The following is a 20,396-nucleotide window of genomic DNA, read 5'->3' as shown; positions in this document are numbered from 1 at the left end:
GCTGCTAGGCCACCGCCGCGCAGGCCTCCTCGAGAAGGGCCGCCACGCGGTCGAGCGCTTCGTCGAGTTCCGCGGCCGGGGTTCCGAAGCCGATCCGCAGGTAGTGGTCCATCCCGAAGTGGTCGCCGGGGACGACGAGGACACCCCTCTCCGCCCGCAGCCGTTCCGCCAGCTCCGTCGAGTTGATGTCGAGACCGTAGCGCACGTAGCAGATCGCGCCGGCATCCGGGGCCCGGTACGAGAACAGGTCGGCGCGGGCGTCGAGCCAGCGGGTGACGCGGGAGAGGTTGACGCGGATGATCCCCCGGGTCCTTTCGAGTACGCGGGGGCGCACATCGGCGCTCAGCACGCGGCGCGCCGCGACGTCGGAGAGCGTGGCCGGCGTGATCGTCGTGTAGTCCTTCCGGCCCCAGAACTCCTCGTGCATGTGCGCCGGCGCCGTGATCCAGCCGAGCCGGAGCCCCGGAAGCGCGTAGGCCTTCGAGAGCGAGCCCGTCACGATCACCCGGTCGTAGCGGCCCCAGAAGCTCGGCGTCTCCGGGCCCTCGACCTCCGCCCCGACGTAGACCTCGTCCGCCAGAATCCAGGCCCCGACCGCCTCGGCGGCGCCGACGATTTCGTCCATCGCCGACGCCGTGAGGACCGCTCCCGTCGGGTTGTTCGGATTCGTGACGATGACGAGGCGCGTCCCCGGCGTGATGACGTCCGCGGCGCTGCCCGGCGCAGGCTGCCAACCACGCTCTTCATCGAGCTTCCACGAGACCACGTCCGCACCCAGTCCTCGCGCCAGCCCGGGCGTCTGGCCGTAGGTCGGTTCCAGAGCCACGACCCGGTCCCCGGCCGACACCAGACTCCAGAGCACGACATAGTTCGCTTCGGCCCCGCCGGTCGTGACGATGATGTTCTCGGGAACGGCCCCCTCGTACAGGTCCGCGATCACGGCCTTGAGTGGGTCGGAACCATCGCTCTGTCCGTACTCCAGGCGGACGCCGCCCGGGTCCAGGTCGATGAGTTCCAGCAGTTCCGACAGCGTCAAAGGGTGCACGCCGCTCTCGGAGAGGTTGTAGTCCACGCGGTGCTCGAACGTCGACTGCCACCGCTCCATCAGGAATGGGGGAACCCGCATTTCGACTCCTGCGGTTTGATCGGGGCGTACTCGTTGAATCACGACTTCCGGAGGATACCGAAATGACGGGGAGACAGGAACAGGCGGCGGCCGAAGGGCGCTGACGTAACAGTCTGGTCACGACGCTTGCCCCGTGGCGAAATCGGCCTAGGGTTGGCGCTGAACGCACCGTGCGCGACACCTCGGTGTGACCCGGTTCCGGACGTCCGCAGCCCCAGCCAGGCGTTGATCCATTGTTCGAAACGATTGCTCTGCTTTTGATCCTCGGGCTCGCCACCTTCGACCTCTGGGTCGGGGTCGCGAACGATGCGGTGAACTTCCTGAACTCGGCGTTCGGGTCCAGGGTGGCACGGCGGCGCCTCATCATGATCATCGCCACGATCGGGATCCTCCTCGGCGCGTTCACCTCCAGCGGCCTCATGGAAGTGGCGCGGCGCGGCGTGTTCGACCCCAGCTTCTTCACCGACGTGGACGGGACGATCATCCTGACCTCGATCCTCGCGCTTTATCTCGGCGTCATGGCGGCGGACGTCCTTCTCCTGGACCTGTTCAACACCTTCGGGCTGCCGACGAGCACGACGGTGTCGATCGTGTCGGAACTCGTGGGCGCCTCGATCGCGGTCGCCCTCTGGACCACGGCGGGCGGCTTCCGCGAGGCACTGGCAGTCATCAACACCGGGCCCGTGCTCGGCATCTACACCGCCATCTTCCTCTCCGTGATCACCGCCTTCGTGAGTGCGGCCGGGATCATGTGGCTGGTCCGGATCCTGTACGGATTCGATCTGAAGGAGAGCTTTCCGCGCTGGGGCTGGCTCTGGACCGGCGTCTCGTTCTCGGCGATGGCCTATTTCGTGCTGTTCAAGGGCCTGCAGGGCGCCGCGCTTCTCGGCGAGGGGACGATGACGATGCTGCGCGAGCAGATCTTCCTGATCCTCGCCGGCGTATTCGTCCTTTCGAGCGCGTTTGCGCTCGCGCTGCGGCGGCGGCCCAGGACGGTGGTCGGCGTCATCGTCCTCACCGGCACGGGCGCGCTGTCCATGGCGTTCGCCGGAAACGACCTCGTCAACTTCATCGGTCCGTCGGTCGCGGCCTTCCAGGCGGTGCTCGTGGAAGGCGTCGACCTTTCCGGGCGGGTGCCGACGCCGCCGTGGGCGCTGCTGGCGGCGGGCATTATCATGGCCGTGGCGCTCATCCGGTCCCGGAAGGCGCGTCGGGTGACGGACACCGAGATCCGGCTGGCCGCCCAGAGCCACACGCCGCAGCGCTTCCGCGACAGCAAGCTGGGTACGTCGATCGCGACGTGGGGGTACTCCGGCTTCCTCTTCGCCAAGCGCCTCACGCCGCGCAGGATCCGGGAGCATATCGAGGTGCAGACCGCACCGCCCCCGCCGGATCCCCAGGATCCTCCGTACGACCTGCTGCGCGCCAGCGTGAATCTGACCGTCGCGGCGCTGCTCATCTCCATCGGCACCGCGAACAGGCTGCCCCTGTCGACCACCTACATCACGTTCATGGCCGCGATGGGCGCCTCCTTCGGGGACCGAACGTGGACGACCATCGACGGCGGCCAGCGCGTGACGGGCATCATGGTGGTGCTCGGCGGCTGGCTCCTCACGGGCCTTATCGCCGCTTCGGTCGCCTTCATGATGGCCTCGCTGATCGTCCTCACGGGGGCGGCCGGCCTGCCGATCGTCGCTGTGCTGGTCGCTGTCGGCATGTGGCGGCTCGGCAGGGTCCACCGGCCCGAGCCGGAGCACGGCTGATTCCCGGCCCGCCCGGCGCGTCGCCTCGAAACGCGCCGGGCCGGGTCGAGCAGGTCAGCCCATGCGGGCGTCGACCGTCAACTCGTCCTGGTCCATCGTGCCCCAGAGGACCATGGCGCCGGCGAGAACGATGATCGAGGGATAGAAGAGGACCTGCGATCCCTCGAGGACCCAGCCCCACGGATCGAGGATCGACCGCCACACGGCGAGCGCCGTGATGAGGAGGACGACGAACGCCGCCGGGTAGGCCCACTTCCTCAACAGGCCCAGCACCACGAACAGGCCGAGGGCGATCTCCAGACCGCCGAAGACGTTCTGGACGACCGCCTGCGACCCGATCCCGAGATAGAAGCTCTCGGCCACGCGCTGGCCGTGCTCCACGTTCACGAACTTGTCGAGCCCCCACATCACCAGCAGCCACCCCGTGCTCACTCTCAGCAGCAGCAGACCCCAGCGTTTCATGTCGGCCTCCGTTCCGGTGTGCGGGACGTTCCTCCTTCCTTCAAGAGTGGTCCGCCGCAAACAGGGGCGTCAATCGCGGGCGTCCATCACAGGCGTCCATCGCAGGCGTCCATCGCGGCGGGCACGACGGGTGTTTTGACGCAGAGGCCGGGCGGCTAATTTTCCCGCCGCGGTGCAGAAAGCTCGAGTTCAGGGGATCGGGACGAATGAGGGTCGGTTCAAGAGGCAGGACAGCTGGAGGGGAACGCGGCCGCGCCAGGCGCGCCTGGCCGGTGGTCGCGGGCGTGTGCGCCGCGGTCGCGGGATCGCTCCTCCCGGCCCCGGGCGCGGCGCAGCTTCCGCGGCAGGGGGCGCTCGACCTCGAGAAGGGGGACATCGCCGTCGCCCTCGACCGCACCGCCTACCTCGCCGGCGAGGCCGCCGACCTGGCGGTGCGCCTCACGATCGAGGACGGCTGGCACACGAACAGCTACGAACCGACCTTCGACTACCTGATCGCGACGGAGATCGACATCGAAGCGCCGCCCGACTGGCCGGCACCGGAGACGCCTCGCTATCCCCCGGGCGAGATGAAGCGCTTCGACTTCGCGCCCACCGCCATCTCCGTGTACGAGGGAGAGATCTTCATCCGGGCCGCGCTGCCGACGCCGGCGGGAGCGGCCACCGGCACCTACCCCATCCGGACGAACGTCACCTACCAGGCGTGCGACGACAAAATGTGCCTCGCACCGGTGACGACGCCGGCCACGGTGGGGCTGACGATCGCGGCCGGAGGCGAAGTCGCGAACCTTGAGTTCTTCGCCGCGGCGGAAACCGCGACGGGCGGCGGCGGATCGCAGGTCGCGGGCGCCGGACGGGGCTTCCTCTGGTTCGTGCTATTGGGCTTCCTGGGCGGGCTGATCCTGAACGCGATGCCGTGTGTGCTGCCCGTGCTGTCGCTGAAGGTGTTCGGGCTGATGAAGAGCGCGGAGGGGGGCCGGCGCGCGCTCACGACCGGGAGCCTCGCCACGGCGGCGGGGATCATCCTCTCCTTCCTGCTGCTGGCGGGGGCGGCGATCGGGGCGCGCGCGGCCGGCGTCGCGGTGGGCTGGGGCATCCAGTTCCAGGAACCACTGTTCGTCGGAGCGCTCGCGGTCGTGATCCTGCTCTTCACGCTCAACATGTGGGGATTGTTCGAGATCCACCTCCCGGGGACGCTGGCGAAGGTGGGCTCGTCGGGTCCGTCCGAGGGGCTCGCAGGGCACCTGGTGACCGGCTTCTTCGCCACGCTGATGGCGACGCCCTGCTCCGCCCCCTTCCTGGGGACGGCGCTCGGCTTCGCGCTCACGCAGGATTCGATCACGACGGCGGCGATGTTCGGCGCGATCGGCACCGGGATGGCCTCTCCGTACCTGCTCCTGGCGGCGTTCCCGGCGGCGGGGCGCGTGCTGCCGCGGCCGGGGCCGTGGATGGCGACCTTCCGCGTGGTGATGGGGTTCCTGCTCGCGGCGACGCTCGTGTGGCTCCTCTTCGTCATGTCGGGCCTGGTGTCGGCGCCGCGCGTGGCCTTCTTCGAGATCGGACTGCTGGCCGTGGCCCTCGCGATCTGGCTCGCCAGCCGGGCGCAGCGCGGTCGGCCGGCGCGCCGGCTGGCCGGGGTCGCCGCGGCGGCGCTCACGGTCGTGGCCGTCTCCACGGTGGCCGCGGGGCGGTCCGAAGCGGGGCCCTCCACGATCGGCGTCGCGCCGGAGGACCGCCTCATCGCCTGGCAGCCCTTCGACCGCGAGCGGGCGGAAGAACTCGCGGCCCGGGGCACCTACGTGTTCGTCGACGTGACGGCGGACTGGTGCTTCACCTGCAAGGTCAACGAGACGCTCTTCCTGGAGACCGAGGAAGTAGCCGGGGCGTTCGAGCAGCACGGCGTCATCGCCATGCGGGCGGACTGGACCCGGCGCGACGATTCGATCGGCCGCTACCTGGCCGACTTCGGCCGCTACGGCATCCCCTTCTACGTGCTCTATCGGCCGGGCGCGGAGCCGCACGTCTTCTCGGAACTGATCTCGAAGTCCGCGATCATCAACCTGCTCGGGGACTAGCGGCCCGCAGCCAGCCGGTCGAGGAACGGTCCCACCTCCAGGAGCACGATGTCGTCGCGCTTCCGGAGTTCGCGGAGGAACGGCCCCTTGTGTCCCGCGCCGTAGGTGAGGAGGAAACGGACACCCTCGCCGCGATGCCGGTTCAGCCCCTCTTCGATGTACGCCCAGTGCGAGGCGTTGATCGCGTCCCACCCTCCGGGGCCCAGGTCCGCATCGAACAGGCGGGCGTACGTCCGCATGCGGATGTCGTAGGCTTCGTCGTAGGCATCGGTGTGGATCCAGCGCGGGTCGTCCGCCGCGCCCGCGGCGAGCGCCTCGGCTGAAGCCTCCGCGGCGGCCCGGTATTCCGCCCAGCCCTCGGCCCGGTCCGGGTCCCGCGAATAGGCGTCGAGATACGCGGCCCGGAAGTCCGACATCGGCTCGGTCCACCCCGCCGTCGGAATGACTTCGAAGTCCAGTTCGCGGGAGAGGGGGAAGAGCCCCTCCATGTACTCGGGGAAGCGGCGGACCCGCGGCTCCTCGACCGTCCCGGTGGCTTCGAACTCGGCCCACGCGCGGTCCCAGCGGTTGGGCGGGATCTCGGTCAGCCAGTAGTCCGGATCGATCTCCCGCACCAGGTCTCGCACGACTTCCAGACTGAACGTCTCGCTGGTCTCGTGGCCCGAGTGGATCATCCCGAGCACGACGACCTCGTTCAGCGTCGTCTCGCCCCCGGACGGAGCGGCCGATCCCGCCGCGGGCGATCCCCGCCGACGCCGCGGTCGGCGCCAGTTCGACGAGCGTGCCCGAGATCTCGTTCGCCACGAACACGCGCTCGCCGTCCGGGTGCGCGCGGAGGACGATGGGTTGCTCGCCGACCTCCAGCCGCTGCACGACGGCGCGGGATTCGAGGTCGACGACGGAGACGGTGCTGCCGCCCGCGTTGTTGACCAGCGCGTGGCGGCCGTCCCCGGGCACCGACGACCGAGAACGGCCGGGGACCGATGCCGTCCGACACACGGCCGGTGACGGCAAAGGACGCGGTGTTGATGAAGGCCACCTCGTCGGATCCGCCGCAGGCGACGACGTACGTGACCTGGTCGGGCGTGAGCGCGCCCCCCGGCGGGCCGGGACACGCCTCGACCGTGGCATCCAGTTCACCGTTCAGGAGGTCGATGACGGAGACCGACCCCGCGTCCAGGTTGGGGACGAAGGCGTAGGATCCGTCCCACATCACGTCCGCGGGATAGGGACGATCGCCGGTGGCGTGGAACCCCCGCGGCGTTCCGTCGCGAGTGTCCACCGTCCACAGCCGGTCCGAGAACTCGGTCGTGATCCAGGTCTCTCCGCGCACGGTCCCGGGCGTGAACAGCGACGGCCCCGCCCCGACGTCCCACACGGCGCCGGGGACGATCCGGCCCTCATCGTCGAGCCGGATGAGCGTCGAGTCCCGGAACTGGCTCACCAGCCAGCCGCCTTCGACGCGCACGAGGTCGAGCGGCGCCTCCCCGGCCTCCCACCGCGCCACGACGGCGGACTCGGAGAGATCCACGACCGCGATCCCGCCTTCGCCGCTCAAGGCGACCCAGGCCGTGTCTCCGTCCGGGCTGAACCGGATGCCGTGCGGGGCCGCTCCCACATCGATCGTCGCGCCGACCCGGAAGGGCCCGTCGGTGTCGTCGGGCTCCCGCGGCGATTCGCCGCAGGCGGCTGCCGCCAGCGCCAGCGGGACGACCGCGGCGAGCGTCCTGACGCGCATCAGCCCCCGGCCTGCTGGAGGTCCGCGGCGACTTCCTCGGCGGCGCGCCAGATGCGGAGCGTGTTTCCGCCCCAGAGTTGCCGGATCTCGTCCTCGGAATAGCCGCGGCGCACGAGTTCGATCGTGACGTTGAGCGTTTCCGAGGCATCGCTCCACCCCTCGATCCCGCCGCCGCCGTCGAAGTCCGAACTGATCCCGACGTAATCGATGCCGATCAGGTTGACCGCATGGTCGATATGGTCGACGAAGTCCGCCACGTTCACGGCCGGATACCGCGACCGGATCTCGGCCATCCCTTCGCGGAAGGCGACGCGCTGTTCGTCCGTCATCTGGGAGAAGCTCGTGAAGCCGATCGACTCCCGGAGCGCGGTGACCTCCGCCTGCTGCTCCTCAGGAGGCGACTTCACGAAGGCCCCCAGGGCCACGGCCTGGATCACCCCGCCGTTCTCGCGCAGGGCATACAACTGCTCGTCGTCCATGTTGCGGGGATGGGCGTTCACCGCGTGGGCGCCGGAGTGCGACGCGATGACCGGAGCCTCGGAGAGCTCCATCGCCTCGAGGCTGGCCGCCTTCGAAATGTGGGAAACGTCGACCATGATCCCGAGCCGGTTCATCTCGGCGATCACCTCCTCGCCGAAGTCGCTGATGCCCCCGTTCTCCTCCGGGGTGTCGCCGAACGCGAAGTTGGGTTGCGCCGAGTCGGCGATGTCGTTGTTGCCGTTGTGCGCCAGGGTGATGTAGCGGGCGCCGAGTTCGTGGTACCGCTCGAGGAGGGAGAGATCCGTCCCGATCACGTATCCGTTCTCGATCCCGATCGCGGCCACGAGCCGGCCCTCGGCGTGGATCCGCTCCGCGTCGTCGGCGGTGTGGGCGAGCCCGATCTGCTCCGGGTACATCTCGTTCGCCATGCGGTGGATCGCCTCGAACTTCGTGATCGCGCCCTGTTTCGCCGCCTCGTAGTTCTCCGGCGTGCGCTCGGTCTGTCCCACGTAGACGATGAAGAAGCCGACGTCGAGCCCGCCCGCCCGCATCTTCTCGAGATTCACCTGGCGGTCCGCGTTGAGCGGATCCACCTCCGGGGTGGCGAAGTTGTAAGGGATGTCGTCGTGCGTGTCGACCGTGAGCACGCGCTCGTGGATCTCGCGCGCACGCTGTTCGAGTTCGGCCTCGTCCATGGAAGGCTCCTCGCCCGCCGCGGCTCCCGCATCGTCCGCCGGTTCTCCGCAACCGAGAGCGAGGAAGGGGCGAGGAAAAGGGAGAGAGCGGGCAGGAGGGCTTGGTGCGAGCGTACGATTTGTCTCATCTTTGACTCCCGGGTCGGTCCGAACCGCTGTGGGCAAGCTCGTCCGCACCCCGGCCCGATGCAACGAGGAATGGCAGCCCGTGCCAAGGCCGCGCGGGATCTCCCGAGACCTGGAGGACGGACGAACGTCATGTACGCATGGAAGGCGCCCCGACGCCTTTGCATGACGCTGGCATCGCTGGCGGCGCTCGGGTGCGGGGACGCGACGGGTCCCGAGCCGCCCGCGTCGGGCGAGATCGTCTTCACCGCGATCCGCGAGAGGTTCATGCGCATCTGGGTGGCGAACGCGGATGGGACGGGGCAGCGGCCCCTCACGCCGGAAGGGGAGACGAGCCTCGAGCCCAGCTGGACGCCGGACGGCTCGCGTATCGTGTTCACGAGCTGGCTCGACGGAAACCCCGACATCTTCGTAATGGACGCGGACGGCTCGGACTGGAGGCCGGTGACGCGGGACACGGCATATGACCGGTCCGGGCGCCTGTCCCCGGACGGGAAGCGCGTGGTCTTCGTCTCCGAGCGCACGGGGGATCCGGACATCTGGGTGATCGACGTGGACGGATCGAATCCGGTCAACCTCACGCAGAGCCCGTCGTCCTTCGACGTGGACCCGGACTGGTCGCCCGACGGCGCGCGGATCGTGTTTGCCTCGGACCGGGACGGAGGCCGGCAGTTCTCGCTGTGGACGATGCGGGCCGATGGGACGGGGCTCGTGCGGCTCCCTGCCGAGGGCGGCGCGCGGTCCCCCTCCTGGTCGCCGGATGGATCGCGGATCGTCTTCACGTCCTACCGGGACATCGGCGACGCCGAGATCTACGTGATGCGGGCGGATGGCGGCGGCCAGACCAACCTCTCGGGACGCGCCGGGGTGGACGAACTGCCGCGCTGGTCGCCGGACGGCGAGTACGTGCTGTTCTCGACCAAGCGCGACGGGAACTCCGAGATTTACGCGATGGGCGCGGACGGATCGGAGCCGGTGAACATCACGCGCCACCCGCGCTGGGATGCCATGGCCGCATGGAGGCCGTAGTGTGCGTGCGGCGCCCGGTTCGGGCCCGCCGTCAACCCTCAGAGGGATCAGCCAGGGGGATCAGCCGAATGAAGCGCATGCGCGACGTTGCCACGACTCTCGTCCTCGCCCTCCTCCCCGTGACCGCCGCCGCCTGCGGCACGGCGGACGCGGAGAGCCTGAGGAACTCGTCAAGTCAGGAGGCCGCGATGAATGCTCCGGGTTCCATGGCGGGGCGATCCACCGCCTACGCTCCGAACGGGATGGTCGCGACGAGCCAGCCCATGGCGTCGAGCGTCGCGCTCGGCGTGCTGCGCGACGGCGGCAACGCCTTCGACGCGGCGATCGCGGCCTCATCCGTGCTCTCGCTCGTCGAGCCGCACATGACGGGGCTGGGCGGCGATCTGTTCGCGCTCTTCTGGTCCGCGGAGGAGGGGCGTCTCGTCGGCCTGGACGCGACCGGCCGCGCCGGGACGCACATGACGCCGGAACGGATCCGGGCGGACGGCTACGACCGCGTGCCGGGCTCGGGGCCGGGGGCGGTGACCGTGCCCGGGGCGATCGCGGGCTGGGGCGCTCTCAACGAGAAGTACGGGAGCCGCCCGCTCGCGGAACTCGTGGCGCCGGCCATCGCGCTGGCCGAGGAGGGCTTCCCCGTCACGCCGATCATCGCGGGGCAGTGGCAGGGACAGTTGCGCAAGCTGCAGGCGGATCCCGGAGCCGCGGCGACCTACCTCATCGACGGTGAGCGGGCGCCGGAAGCGGGCGACTGGTTCCGGAACCCCGACTTCGCGCGCACCCTGCGCACGATCGCGGCGGAAGGCCCGGCCGCGATGTACGGCGGCGACCTGGGCACGCGGGTGGCCGAAGGACTCGCCGAACTCGGCGGCTACCTGACGCCGGAGGACATGGCGGCGATGGAGGTGCGCTGGGTCGAGCCGCTGTCGATGGACTACAAGGGGTGGACGATCTGGGAACTGCCCCCCGCCGGCCAGGGCGTGGCCGCCCTGCAGATGCTGGGGATGCTCGAGCCGTTCGACCTGGCGGGCATGGGGCATAACTCGCCCGAGTACCTCCACCACCTGATCGAGGCCAAGAAGGTGGCGTTCGCGGACCTGGCCCGGCACGTCGGGGACGCCGATCACATGGAGATCGACCCGAAGCAACTCCTCGACCCGGACTACCTGGCGTCGCGGCGGGCGCTCATCAACCCGGCCGTGGCCGCCGAGCGGGTCGAGCCCGGCGAGTTCGCGACCGCCACCGAGACGATCTACCTGTCGGTCGCCGACCAGTACGGGAACATGGTCTCCTTCATCCACTCCATCTACGGCTCGTTCGGCTCGGGCGTCGTCGTCCCCGGGACGGGTTTCGTGCTGCAGAACCGGGGCGCCGGCTTCACGCTCGAGGACGGACACCCGAACCAGGTCGCGCCGGGCAAGCGGCCCTTCCACACGCTGATCCCCGGGTTCGTGACGCGGGACGGCGAGCCGCTGATGGCGTTCGGCGTCATGGGCGGGTCGATGCAGCCGCAGGGGCACACGCAGGTCGTCCTCAACATGATCGAGTTCGGGATGGACCCGCAGCAGGCGATCGACGCGGCCCGCTTCCGCCACATGGGCGGGCTCCGGGTCGCGGTCGAGCGGCTGACCGACGGACTCGAAGCCGGCATGAGCGCGTTCGGCCACGAACTCGTGGACTGGGAGAGCGCCTCGTTCGGCGGCGGTCAGCTCGTCATGAAGCTCGATCGCGGCTGGGCCGGCGCGTCGGACCCCCGCAAGGACGGCCTCGCCATCGGCCACTGACGGCCGACGGCGAGGCCCCGGCGGCGTTGGGCTAGCTGCCGGGGAGGCGGCGGCCGGGGGTCCAGGGAGCGCCGGCCGCTTCGAGCGCGCTTTCGGCGTTGGCGAAGGCGCCGTCCATGAAGTTCCGGAACTCCGACATCCATGCGCCGAAGTCCGTCTCGGCGATCTCCAGGTTGCGGCGGTGCGTCGCGGTCGGCGTCTGGCGCGTGTCCCAGTGGCCGCCGATCACCCGTCCCACGCGGTTCGAGATCGAGGGAACGGTGGACTCGTTGAGGCGCTGCCGGGCCGGGTCGCCGAAGAGGCGGATCGAGAAGTCCTGGAGGCCCGCGCCGAGCGCATCGAGGTCGCCGAACAGTTCGAGCGGGGCGTCCGGCGCCTCGAGGAGCGCGGCCCGCATGTGGCGCAGCCGGTCGCGGGCGCGGCCGACCTCCTCGCCCGCCGATGCGATGCGGCGCCTCAACTCGGACGCCTCGTTCTGGAAGGCGACGACGGCCCCGAAGTCCGTGCCCGGCTCGGCCGTGGGCAGCGCCTTCACCTCGAAGGTCTGCGCCTGTCCGACTTCCCGCGCGCCTTCGGCCGTGACCACGACGAGTTGCGCGGAGTATTCGCCCGGGGCGACGAGGGGCCCCTGGGGCGGTCCCACCCACGGCGGCGTGAAGCCGGGGACCGTGAGGTCGATCGGATCGGGCGCCGGGGACCGCAGATCCCAGCTCACGCGGTGGAGTCCCTTGCTGGCGGGGCCGGTCACCCAGCGTACGGTTCGGCCGTCCCCGTCGGCGATCGCGACCAGCGCCCGCGGGCCGCTCTCCGTCGCCTCCTCGTTCAGCACGTCGTAGCCGGGGAACGACACATCTCCCCCGGCCGCTCGCACGTCCCCTTCGGCGGCGCGGCGCGCCTCCGCCATCGTCGTCGGTGTCTCCGGCAGGTAATAGGAGATCACGGCCCCGAAGTCCGGGTTCGGCGCCGTGTAGTCGTCCGACCCCAGCGTCGGCTTGCCGCGCGCCTGCATGGGGACCGAGGGGATGTACCACCAGGCGTCGCGAACGGGGAACAGCGCCCCACCGTCCGCGGCGGCCATCGCGGTGTTCTCCCCGCCGGCCAGTTCGCGCAGCGGCGTGTAGTCGTCCAGCACGTAGAAGCCGCGGCCGAAGGTCGACCCGACCACGTCGTTGTCGCGCCGCTGGACCTCCAGGTCACGGTGCGGGATCGTGGGCCCGGGGAGCATGTGCCAGTTCTCGCCGCCGTTCACGCTCGCGTACATCCCGAACTCGGCTCCGAGGAAGAGGAGGTTCGGGTTCAGGTGGTCCTGCTCGATCGCCCACAGGATCGTGCCGTTCGGCAGATCTCCGGAAATCGAGCGCCACGTGCGGCCTCCGTCGTTGCTCTCGAACACGAGCGGCCGGAAGTCGCCCTCCTTGTGGTTGTCCGCCACGGCGAAGACCGTCGCCGCGTCGAACTGGGACGCCTCCACGTCGTTGATGAACGTCCGCTCGGGCACGCCGGGGAGAGCGCCAGCGAGCCGCCAGTTGGCGCCGCCGTCCTCCGTCGCGTGGATGAGGCCGTCGTCGCTCCCGGTGTAGATCACACCCGCCGTCACCGGCGACTCGGAGATACCGGTGAGGGTCGCGTACTTCGACATGGCGCCGTTGTCGATGAGGTCGTCGACGCTCCACACGCGGCCCATGAACTCCAGTTCGTAGCGGTTCACGTCCGTCGTCAGGTCGCCGCTGATCGCCGTCCACGAGTTGCCCCGGTCGTCGCTCGCCCACACGCGCTGCGAGCCGTGGTAGATGCGGTCGGGGTCATGCGGGCTGATGAGGACCGGCGCGTCCCAGTTCCAGCGTTCGGGCGGGTCGCCGGGCGCGGGCTGCGCCTGGATGTCGAGCGCTTCCTCGCTCCCCCGGTCGTAGCGGTAGAGGTTCCCCTGCTGCGTCTGCAGGTAGAGGATGTCCGGGTCCCGCGGGTCGATCTGGACCGCGTACCCGTCCGCCCCCATGGGCACGTACCAGTCCCGGTTCCGCACGCCCTCGATGTTCGTGGTGCGGGCGGGCCCCCACAGCGTGCCGAGGTCCTGCGCGCCGCCGAGCACGTTGTAGAACGGTTCCGCGTTGTCGAGCGTCAGCTTGTAGAACTGCGAGATGGGCATGTTCGGGAAGTGCCGGAACGTGCGCCCGTCGTCGAAGCTCTCGTACAGCCCGGCGTCCGTGCCGACGATCAGGTGCAGCGGGTCCTCCGGGTCGATCCACAGGGCGTGGTTGTCGCTGTGCTTGTCGCGCGCCGTCTCGAGGTTGCCGAAGGTCGCGCCCCCGTCCCGCGTGACCTGGATGAAGACGTCCATCTGGTACACGACGTCCGCGTCGTGCGGCGAGGCCTCGATCTCCTGGTAGTAGTGGGGCCCGGTGCCGCCGGAGATGTAGGCGTTCCGCCGCTCCCAGCTCTCGCCCTTGTCGAGGGACCGGTAGAAGCCGCGCTCCTCGTCGTTCGCCTCCATGGTCGCGTACACGACCTCGGGGTTCGCGGGCGTGACGGCGAGCCCGATCTTTCCCACATCGCCGCTCGGGAGTCCGGCCGTGATCCGGCGCCAGTTCTCGCCGCCGTCGGTGGACTTGTAGATGCCGGAGTTGGGTCCGCCGGCGAGGTGTCCCCAGATCTTGCGGCGCCGCTCGTACGCGGCCGCGTAGACCATGTCGGGATTGCCGGGCGCGAACTCGATGTCGGTGACGCCCGTGTTCTCGTCGATCTCCAGCACGAGCCGCCAGGAGTCGCCGCCGTCCGTGGACTTGTACACGCCCCGGTCGCCGCCCGGCGCCCAGAGCGACCCTTCGGCCGCGACCAGGATCACGTCGCTGTCGCGCGGATCGATGAGGATCTTTCCGATGTGCTCCGAGTCCCGGAGGCCGACGTTCTCCCACGTCTCTCCGCCGTTGCGGCTGCGGTAGACGCCGTCCCCCCAGCCGACGTGGCGCCCGCTCACGTTCTCCCCCGTCCCCACCCAGATCACGTCCGGGTTGTCGGGATCGATCGCGACGTCGCCGATCGAGTACACGGATTCGTCCTCGAAGATCGCGTCCCACGTCACGCCCGCGTTCGTCGTCTTCCACACGCCGCCGGAGCCGACCGCGATATACCAGGTGCTGCTCCGGTGCGGGTGCACGGCGATGTCCGCGATCCTGCCGCCCATGAGCGCGGGGCCGATCTCACGCAGCGGGAGGCCGGCCACGACCTCCGCCACAAGCGACTGATCCACCTCCTGGGCCCGAACTTCCGGCGCCCAGGAGAGTGAGGCTCCGGGAAGCCCCATCAGGACGCCTAAACCGACCACCAACCGCGCGCGCGACGCACGCCGCCTCGACGAATCCGTCATCTCGCTGCTCTCCTTGTTGTCACGGCTACCGGGGCGACCGGGAACGCCAGGCCGCGGCCAGCGCCCGGTCGAACGTCATGAGGTCGTCGGGCCCGCGCCGGATGCAGCACGCGAGGTGGACAAGATCGCGGGCCTCGAGTTCCGGATGTCGGACTACCATATCACAGGCCATTTGCACGTCCTCACGGTGGACGGACCAGACCTCGATCACGGTGGCTTCAACAAGATCGAACGCCGGGCGCAGTCGGTACTGCTGGTCCCTGCTGACGTAGACGTGCAGGAGTTCCTGAAGAATCTCGGAAGACGTCACGAGTGGGGTATTCCGCTCCCTCGACCGCTCGAAGAAGGCTCGGGCCTCCTCTCGGCGGGGATCTTCGGGACCGACGAAGTACATGAAGACGTTGGCGTCGACGAAGATCAAAGGAGGCCCAGCTTTCTCGCGGAACTGAGCTTCCCTTCGCCGATCAGGCGCTTTGTCTCCTCCCAGTCCGGTTCCCTGGCCCCGGGCGGATGCATCGCGTCGCACTTGGCGGCGAACGCCTTGAGTTCTTCTACGGTGAACAGGCGCGGACGGGCGGCCTCCAGTTTCTCATCGGCCGCCTCGCGCAGCCATTGACCGAGCGACTTTCCCTCACGCTCCGCCTCCGCCTGGTAGCGGATCTTGGCGGTCTCCTTAACGACGAAGTGAATGCGTGACACGATCGTTTCCTTCCCCCGGCCTCACACCGGTTGTCGGATCGAAGACGAAGTACATGAAGACGTTGGCGTCGACGAAGATCAAAGGAGGCCCTGCTTTCTCGCGGAACTGAGCTTTCCTTCCTCGATCAGGCGCTTCGCCTCCTCCCAGTCCGGCTCCCGGGCGCCGGGCGGATGGCGCGCGTCGCACGCGGCGTTGAACTCACGCAGTTCCTCCAGAGTGAACTTGCGCGGACGGGTGGCGGCCAGCCTCTCGTCAGCGGCTTCACGCAGCCATTGCCCGAGAGACTTCCCCTCGCGGTCCGCCTGGGCCTGGTAGCGGAGCCTGGCGCTTTCCTTAACGACGAAGTGAATCCTCGACATTGTCCTCTCTAGGGTGTGCATGATTTTGACACATGCGCAATATGATGGTGCATGTCGGTCGAGTCAACGTCCGAGGGGTGGGGCGGTGGGGGGTGGGCGGCGGTGGTTTGTCGCCTGCTCGAAGGCGTAGCCGAAGCCGAGGAGCATCGCCTCCGTGAAGGGGCGGCCCAGGAACTCGAGACCCACCGGGAGGCCGTCGTCGGTGAAGCCCGCGGGGACCGTGAGCGCCGGGAAGCCCGTCAGCGGGCTAAGCGAGCGGTTGTCGCCGAGCGCGTAGCGGTCGTTCGGGGCGGGGTTCGTCTCCACGTCGTCGGCGATCGCGGCCGGCGGATGGTCGAAGGTGGCGTAGACGAAGGCGTCGAGGTCGTGCTCGGCCATCGTCGCGATGACGTCCGTCCGGACCTGCTCGCGGTCGAGCAGGTATTCGAGGTAGCCGGGGTCGCGGGTCGTCTTCCCGAGGAGATCGGCCATGCCGGCGGCGCGCCACGGGTTGACGCGGCCGCTCAGCAGGATGGACGCGAGCGTGCGGTACGGCGGGTCGCGGAGTTCGGCGAGATAGGCGTCGGTGACCTCCTCGGTCTCGTAGGAGTTGGCGCCGAAGATGGTGCTCACCCGCTCGATTCCGGGGATGGTAACGTCGAATACCTCGGCCCCGAGGTCGCGGAGAGCGCCGATCGCCGCCTCCATGCGGGCGCGCACCTGCTGGAATCCTTCCGACGTCGTGTCCACGGAGCGGTCCATCGGCTCGCGGATGACGCCGATCCGGGCGCCCGCCAGCGCCCCCGCGTCGAGTCCGGCCGCGTAGGAGTCGGGAACCTGGCCCACGGAGTACGCCGTCACCGGGTCGTTGGGGTCGTAGCCGGCAATGACATCGAGGAGGATGGCCGCGTCCATCACGGTGCGGGTCATCGGACCCATCGTGTCGGTGGTGGGGTTGGCGGGCATCATCCCGAACCGGCTCACGAGGGGCAGCGTGGGACGGAGACCGACGAGCGAGGCGACGGCCGCCGGGCCCCGGATGGAACCGCCCGTGTCCTCGCCGATGCCGATCAGGCCGAGATTCGCCGCCACGCCGGATCCCGTGCCGCCGGAGGAGCCGCTCGGGTTCCGCCCCGGGTCGTACGCGTTGCGGATGATCCCGAACCCGGACCCCACGTACCGCGAGGCGAACTCGCCCATGTTCGTCTTCGCGATGATGAGGGCGCCCGCCTCCTTCATCCGCGTCACGATGGTGCCGTCGCGCTCCGACATGTAACCGGCGAAGAGCGCCGACCCGTAGGTCGTCGGCATGTCGCTTGTCTCGACCTGGTCCTTGAGGAGGACGGGGATGCAGTGCAGCCGTCCGGTGAGGCCGCCGGAGGCGAAGGCGGCGTCGAGGGCTCGGGCCTCCTCGAGGGCCCGCGGGTTGACGACGGCGATCGAGTTGAGCCGCGGCCCCTGCTGGTCGTACGCGTCGATGCGCGCCAGGTAGCTCTCGACCAGACCCTCGCAGGTGAGGTCGCCCGACCGGAAGGCGGCGTGGACTTCCGCGACCGTCGTCTCCTCGACCGCGAAGGTCTGCGCCCGGAGCGGGAGCGGGACCGCCGTGAACGCCACGGCGAACGAGAGGGCCAACCGGATTGCGATCGACGTTCGAGCAGACATGGCAGCACCTGTCCTCGGGGGAAGCTCGATGAGTAGCCGTTGAGATGAACCTGTAGCCTCAACTTTGGCGAGACCCGATCCGACCGGAAGGCGCGATTTCGGAGAGATCGACCCGGGAATGTGGGAATGAGCCGCTACTGCCTGGACACGTTGACCTACAGCACGGGGGCGCGTCAGTCTGCTTCGGTTCGGCAGAAGCGGATGGCGGTGACGGCGAGGATGCGGGCCAGTTCGACGAGGTCGGCGGCCAGGATGCTTTCGTCGGGGCGGTGGGCCTCGCGGACGTCGCCGGGGCCGAAGAGCACGGTGGGCACGTGGCCGTGGTTGACGAGGAGCCGCATGTCCGCGCCGTAGCGCACGCCCCCGACGCGGGGTTCCGTGCCGCCGAGTGACCGCACGGCGCCGGCCAGGGTGCCGACCACGGGGTCGCTCGTGTCCGTGCGGGCGGGGGCGAACTGCGCCCCGACCCACTCGACGGTGGGCGGGTGGTCGCGCAGCCAGGCGTCACCGCCTGTGGCCTCGGCCACGGCGTCTTCCAGCGCGCGTTGCGCCCCGGCGAGGTCTTCTCCGGGCGCGACGCCGTAGCGGCCCTCAATGACGAGGCTCTCGGCCACGGTCGAGGGCCAGATCCCCGCCCGGAGCCGCCCCATGGTCAGGGCGTACGGCAGCGCTTCCCCGCGGAAGAGCGGGTCGGCCACGTCGCGGTTCCGGTCCGCCTCGAGGGCCCGGAGTCGCTGGAAGATGGGGATGAACTTCTCGACCGGGTCCACGCCCTCTTCCCGCATCGCCCCGTGCGCGGCGAGGCCGGGAACCGTGAGCCGGAAGCTGAGCGCGCCGGCCTGCGCGGGCGCGATGACGAACTCCGTCGGCTCGACGACGATCGCGCCGTCCCCCGTGTGGCCGCGCTCGATCGTGGCCAGCGTCCCCGAGCCGCCGTCCTCTTCGCCGATCACGCTCTGGATCCGGAGCGCGCCGTCCAGTTCGATCCCCGCGTCGCGCAGCGCCCGCGCAGCCGCCAGCGCGCCGCACACCTGCCCCTTCATGTCCACGACCCCGCGCCCGAACAGGCGCCCGTCGCGCTTCGTGAGTTCGAAGGGCGGGTGCGTCCAGCGCTCGACCTCGCCGGCGGGGACGACATCAACGTGCCCGTTGAGGATCAGCGTGCGGCCCTCGCCGCGTCCCATGCTGCCGACGACTCCGAGACCTTCGTGACGCTCCACGTCGGCGGTGTAGGCGGGGTGTCGGCGCAGCCGCTCGAAGTCGATCTCCCACACATCGGTCTCGAGGCCGATGGCCCGCATCTCGGCGGCCACCCGCTCCTGGGCCGGCGTCTCGCGGTTCGCGACGCTCTCGATCGCGATCAAGTCGGCCAGAAGCGCGAAGAGCCGGCCCGCGTCCACCGCCTCCGCGGCGCGGCGTTCCTCGCGCTTCAGCACGGCATTGTCTTCCGGCATCGTCTCCCTCTCGCCTGCGTGGACCGCGGAGTATGTCACCGATCCGACACTCGGGGCGACCCGGCCCGGTGGTCTCGTCCGCGCGTTGCGCAACGGCTACCGTACCGGCCGGGAGCAGGACCGACGCAGCATGAACCAGGGAGTGTGATCGATGCGGCTCCAGACACGACATTCGTTCACGAGACTGGCCGCGGCGACGCTGGCCATCGGGATGCTGGCCGCCGTCCCCGTCGCGGCGCAGTCCGTCACGCCCGAGGGGGACCCGGGCCTCGGCCGTCTTCTGGCGGAGATCGAGCGCCTGGCGCCCAGCAGTGGGGGCACGGTGGGCGTGGGCGCCGTTCACATCGAGACGGGGCGTGCGGTGTGGTTCAACGAGGACGAGCGCTTCCCCATGGCCTCGACCTACAAGGTCCCGATCGCGGTGCAGCTCCTGTCCCGGGTCGACCGCGGCGAGATCTCGCTCGCGGACATGGTCGAACTCGAACCCGCGGACATCCATCCCGGCAGCGGCACGATCTCGAACCTGTTCGACGACCCCGGAGTGGCGCTCTCCCTCCGGAACCTGCTCGAACTGATGCTCCTCATCTCCGACAACAGCGCGACGGACCTCACGCTCACCGCGGCCGGCGGACCCGACGCGGTGAACGCGCGCATGGCGGAACTTCAGGTCGACGGCCTGAGCGTGGACCGTCCGACGTCGTCGCTGATCGGCGACTATTCCGGCGTCGCGACCCCCGCGGACGGGCGCATCTCGATGGCGGAGTTCCGGGACCGGGCGGCCGACGTGACGGCAGCCGAGCGCGGGGCGGCGCGGGAGGCCTTCTCGACCGATGCGCGCGACACGTCGACGCCGCGCGCGATGGCGCACCTGCTCGCCATGACCTGGGCGGGGAAGGCGCTGGGCTCGAAGAACACGGAGGTCTTCAAGGACGTCATGCTGCGCGTCCAGACCGGCACCGGCCGCATCAAGGGCGTGCTGCCGCCCGGCACCCCGGTCGGCCACAAGACGGGCACGATCGGCGGGACGACCAACGACGTCGGGTACATCTACCTTCCGGACGGGGCCGGGCACGTGATCACGGTGGTGTTCGTGAAGGACTCCGAGCGGCCGGTCCCGGCGCGCGAGGCGACGATCGCCCAGATCTCCCGCGCGATCTACGACTACTTCCTGTTCAACCCGGGCACCCCGGCGGACCAGGCCGCCGACCGTGCCAACCCCCGCTACGGCGTGTGGAAGCTGCGCTCCGACGCGCCGCCCCCGGCCCTCAATGTCATGACCTATGAACCCTGGGGGGACGGCGGGATGAAGATCACCGTCGAGTCCACCAACGCCCGCGGCGGCGAGGCGAAGTGGAGCTACGACACGATGTTCGACGGCGAATTCCGGCCCGTGACCGGGCGGGACGGGGTCGAGACGGCGGTGGAGGTCGTGGACCGCTATACGAACCGGATCACGAGCCGGCGGGACGGCCGCGTCACGCAGGTCATCATCAACGTCCTGTCCGAGGACGGAAACCGGATCGACAACGAGTACCGGAGCACGGACGCGGACGGGAACGAGCGCGTATCGCACGCGGTGTACGAACGCATCGGCGGGTGA

Annotated in this window: 16 protein-coding genes; 5 read left to right on the top strand and 11 right to left on the bottom strand. The window is 69.8% G+C overall.

Annotated features, from left to right (window positions below; genetic code table 11):
- Positions 1-4: 4 nt before the first annotated feature.
- On the bottom strand, positions 5-1,126 hold the full coding sequence (locus ACOGI9_RS13765; protein WP_419857682.1) for an aminotransferase class I/II-fold pyridoxal phosphate-dependent enzyme: 1,122 nt from the start codon (positions 1,124-1,126) through the stop codon (positions 5-7).
- Positions 1,127-1,359: 233 nt separating this feature from the next.
- Between ACOGI9_RS13765 and ACOGI9_RS13760 the strand changes: the two genes are divergently transcribed.
- Positions 1,360-2,889: an inorganic phosphate transporter gene (locus ACOGI9_RS13760; protein WP_419857681.1), complete on the top strand. Its 1,530-nt coding sequence runs from the start codon at positions 1,360-1,362 to the stop codon at positions 2,887-2,889.
- A gap of 54 nt (positions 2,890-2,943) precedes the next feature.
- Here ACOGI9_RS13760 and ACOGI9_RS13755 read toward each other — a convergent pair whose 3' ends face one another.
- Positions 2,944-3,351, bottom strand: coding sequence for a DoxX family membrane protein (locus ACOGI9_RS13755; protein WP_419857680.1), 408 nt, complete (start codon positions 3,349-3,351; stop codon positions 2,944-2,946).
- 284 nt (positions 3,352-3,635) lie between these two features.
- Between ACOGI9_RS13755 and ACOGI9_RS13750 the strand changes: the two genes are divergently transcribed.
- Positions 3,636-5,426, top strand: a complete 1,791-nt coding sequence (locus ACOGI9_RS13750; protein ID WP_419857679.1) for a thioredoxin family protein — start codon at positions 3,636-3,638, stop codon at positions 5,424-5,426.
- On the opposite strand, the gene ACOGI9_RS13745 is transcribed toward ACOGI9_RS13750, so the two are convergent.
- The 3 genes from ACOGI9_RS13745 to ACOGI9_RS13735 are packed head-to-tail and all read right to left on the bottom strand — an operon-like array spanning position 5,423 to position 8,339.
- Complete coding sequence (locus tag ACOGI9_RS13745) at positions 5,423-6,109, bottom strand: hypothetical protein (protein ID WP_419857678.1); 687 nt, start codon at positions 6,107-6,109, stop codon at positions 5,423-5,425. The genes ACOGI9_RS13750 and ACOGI9_RS13745 overlap by 4 nt on opposite strands.
- A gap of 11 nt (positions 6,110-6,120) precedes the next feature.
- Positions 6,121-7,164: a hypothetical protein gene (locus tag ACOGI9_RS13740; protein WP_419857677.1), complete on the bottom strand. Its 1,044-nt coding sequence runs from the start codon at positions 7,162-7,164 to the stop codon at positions 6,121-6,123.
- Complete coding sequence (locus ACOGI9_RS13735) at positions 7,164-8,339, bottom strand: dipeptidase (RefSeq protein WP_419857676.1); 1,176 nt, start codon at positions 8,337-8,339, stop codon at positions 7,164-7,166. The genes ACOGI9_RS13740 and ACOGI9_RS13735 overlap by 1 nt, the downstream gene beginning before the upstream one ends.
- Before the next feature lie 291 nt (positions 8,340-8,630).
- Here ACOGI9_RS13735 and ACOGI9_RS13730 point away from each other — a divergent pair, with 291 nt between their 5' ends.
- The gene (locus ACOGI9_RS13730; protein WP_419857675.1) at positions 8,631-9,494 is read left to right on the top strand and encodes a DPP IV N-terminal domain-containing protein; all 864 of its coding nucleotides are present in this window, start codon (positions 8,631-8,633) and stop codon (positions 9,492-9,494) included.
- A gap of 68 nt (positions 9,495-9,562) precedes the next feature.
- Positions 9,563-11,275: a gamma-glutamyltransferase gene (gene ggt, locus ACOGI9_RS13725; protein WP_419857674.1), complete on the top strand. Its 1,713-nt coding sequence runs from the start codon at positions 9,563-9,565 to the stop codon at positions 11,273-11,275.
- Positions 11,276-11,306: 31 nt separating this feature from the next.
- Here the strand turns inward: ggt and ACOGI9_RS13720 are convergent, their stop codons facing one another.
- The 6 genes from ACOGI9_RS13720 to ACOGI9_RS13695 all read right to left on the bottom strand — a co-directional run bounded on the left by ACOGI9_RS13720 (position 11,307) and on the right by ACOGI9_RS13695 (position 18,796).
- The gene (locus ACOGI9_RS13720) at positions 11,307-14,522 is read right to left on the bottom strand and encodes a VPS10 domain-containing protein (RefSeq protein ID WP_419857673.1); all 3,216 of its coding nucleotides are present in this window, start codon (positions 14,520-14,522) and stop codon (positions 11,307-11,309) included.
- A gap of 142 nt (positions 14,523-14,664) precedes the next feature.
- Entirely contained in the window at positions 14,665-15,060 is a 396-nt protein-coding gene (locus ACOGI9_RS13715) for a type II toxin-antitoxin system VapC family toxin (RefSeq protein WP_419857672.1), read from the bottom strand.
- Positions 15,057-15,338 carry a hypothetical protein gene (locus tag ACOGI9_RS13710; protein ID WP_419857671.1) on the bottom strand — a complete coding sequence of 94 codons (282 nt, stop codon included), beginning with the start codon at positions 15,336-15,338 and terminating at the stop codon, positions 15,057-15,059. Before ACOGI9_RS13710 ends, ACOGI9_RS13715 begins: the two co-directional genes overlap by 4 nt.
- Before the next feature lie 78 nt (positions 15,339-15,416).
- Positions 15,417-15,698, bottom strand: a complete 282-nt coding sequence (locus ACOGI9_RS13705; RefSeq protein WP_419857670.1) for a hypothetical protein — start codon at positions 15,696-15,698, stop codon at positions 15,417-15,419.
- 63 nt (positions 15,699-15,761) lie between these two features.
- Positions 15,762-17,342: an amidase gene (locus ACOGI9_RS13700; protein WP_419857669.1), complete on the bottom strand. Its 1,581-nt coding sequence runs from the start codon at positions 17,340-17,342 to the stop codon at positions 15,762-15,764.
- Between the two features lie 173 nt (positions 17,343-17,515).
- Complete coding sequence (locus tag ACOGI9_RS13695; RefSeq protein WP_419857668.1) at positions 17,516-18,796, bottom strand: ArgE/DapE family deacylase; 1,281 nt, start codon at positions 18,794-18,796, stop codon at positions 17,516-17,518.
- Between the two features lie 151 nt (positions 18,797-18,947).
- Between ACOGI9_RS13695 and bla the strand changes: the two genes are divergently transcribed.
- Entirely contained in the window at positions 18,948-20,396 is a 1,449-nt protein-coding gene (gene bla, locus ACOGI9_RS13690) for a class A beta-lactamase (RefSeq protein ID WP_419857667.1), read from the top strand.

The sequence above is a fragment of the Candidatus Palauibacter irciniicola genome (assembly GCF_965208695.1).
Taxonomy (GTDB): Bacteria; Gemmatimonadota; Gemmatimonadetes; order Palauibacterales; family Palauibacteraceae; genus Palauibacter; species Palauibacter irciniicola.
Note: the sequence above shows the minus strand (reverse complement) of the source record. Positions and strands in the feature narration are given on the sequence as shown.

Coding starts and splice junctions, on each gene's coding strand:
- ACOGI9_RS13735 (WP_419857676.1), bottom strand. CDS start 8,339: ATGGACGAGGCCGAACTCGAACAGCGTGCGCGCGAGATCCACGAGCGC.
- ACOGI9_RS13705 (WP_419857670.1), bottom strand. CDS start 15,698: ATGTCGAGGATTCACTTCGTCGTTAAGGAAAGCGCCAGGCTCCGCTAC.
- ACOGI9_RS13730 (WP_419857675.1), top strand. CDS start 8,631: ATGACGCTGGCATCGCTGGCGGCGCTCGGGTGCGGGGACGCGACGGGT.
- bla (WP_419857667.1), top strand. CDS start 18,948: ATGCGGCTCCAGACACGACATTCGTTCACGAGACTGGCCGCGGCGACG.
- ACOGI9_RS13740 (WP_419857677.1), bottom strand. CDS start 7,164: ATGCGCGTCAGGACGCTCGCCGCGGTCGTCCCGCTGGCGCTGGCGGCA.
- ACOGI9_RS13700 (WP_419857669.1), bottom strand. CDS start 17,342: ATGTCTGCTCGAACGTCGATCGCAATCCGGTTGGCCCTCTCGTTCGCC.
- ggt (WP_419857674.1), top strand. CDS start 9,563: ATGAAGCGCATGCGCGACGTTGCCACGACTCTCGTCCTCGCCCTCCTC.
- ACOGI9_RS13765 (WP_419857682.1), bottom strand. CDS start 1,126: ATGCGGGTTCCCCCATTCCTGATGGAGCGGTGGCAGTCGACGTTCGAG.
- ACOGI9_RS13695 (WP_419857668.1), bottom strand. CDS start 18,796: ATGCCGGAAGACAATGCCGTGCTGAAGCGCGAGGAACGCCGCGCCGCG.
- ACOGI9_RS13755 (WP_419857680.1), bottom strand. CDS start 3,351: ATGAAACGCTGGGGTCTGCTGCTGCTGAGAGTGAGCACGGGGTGGCTG.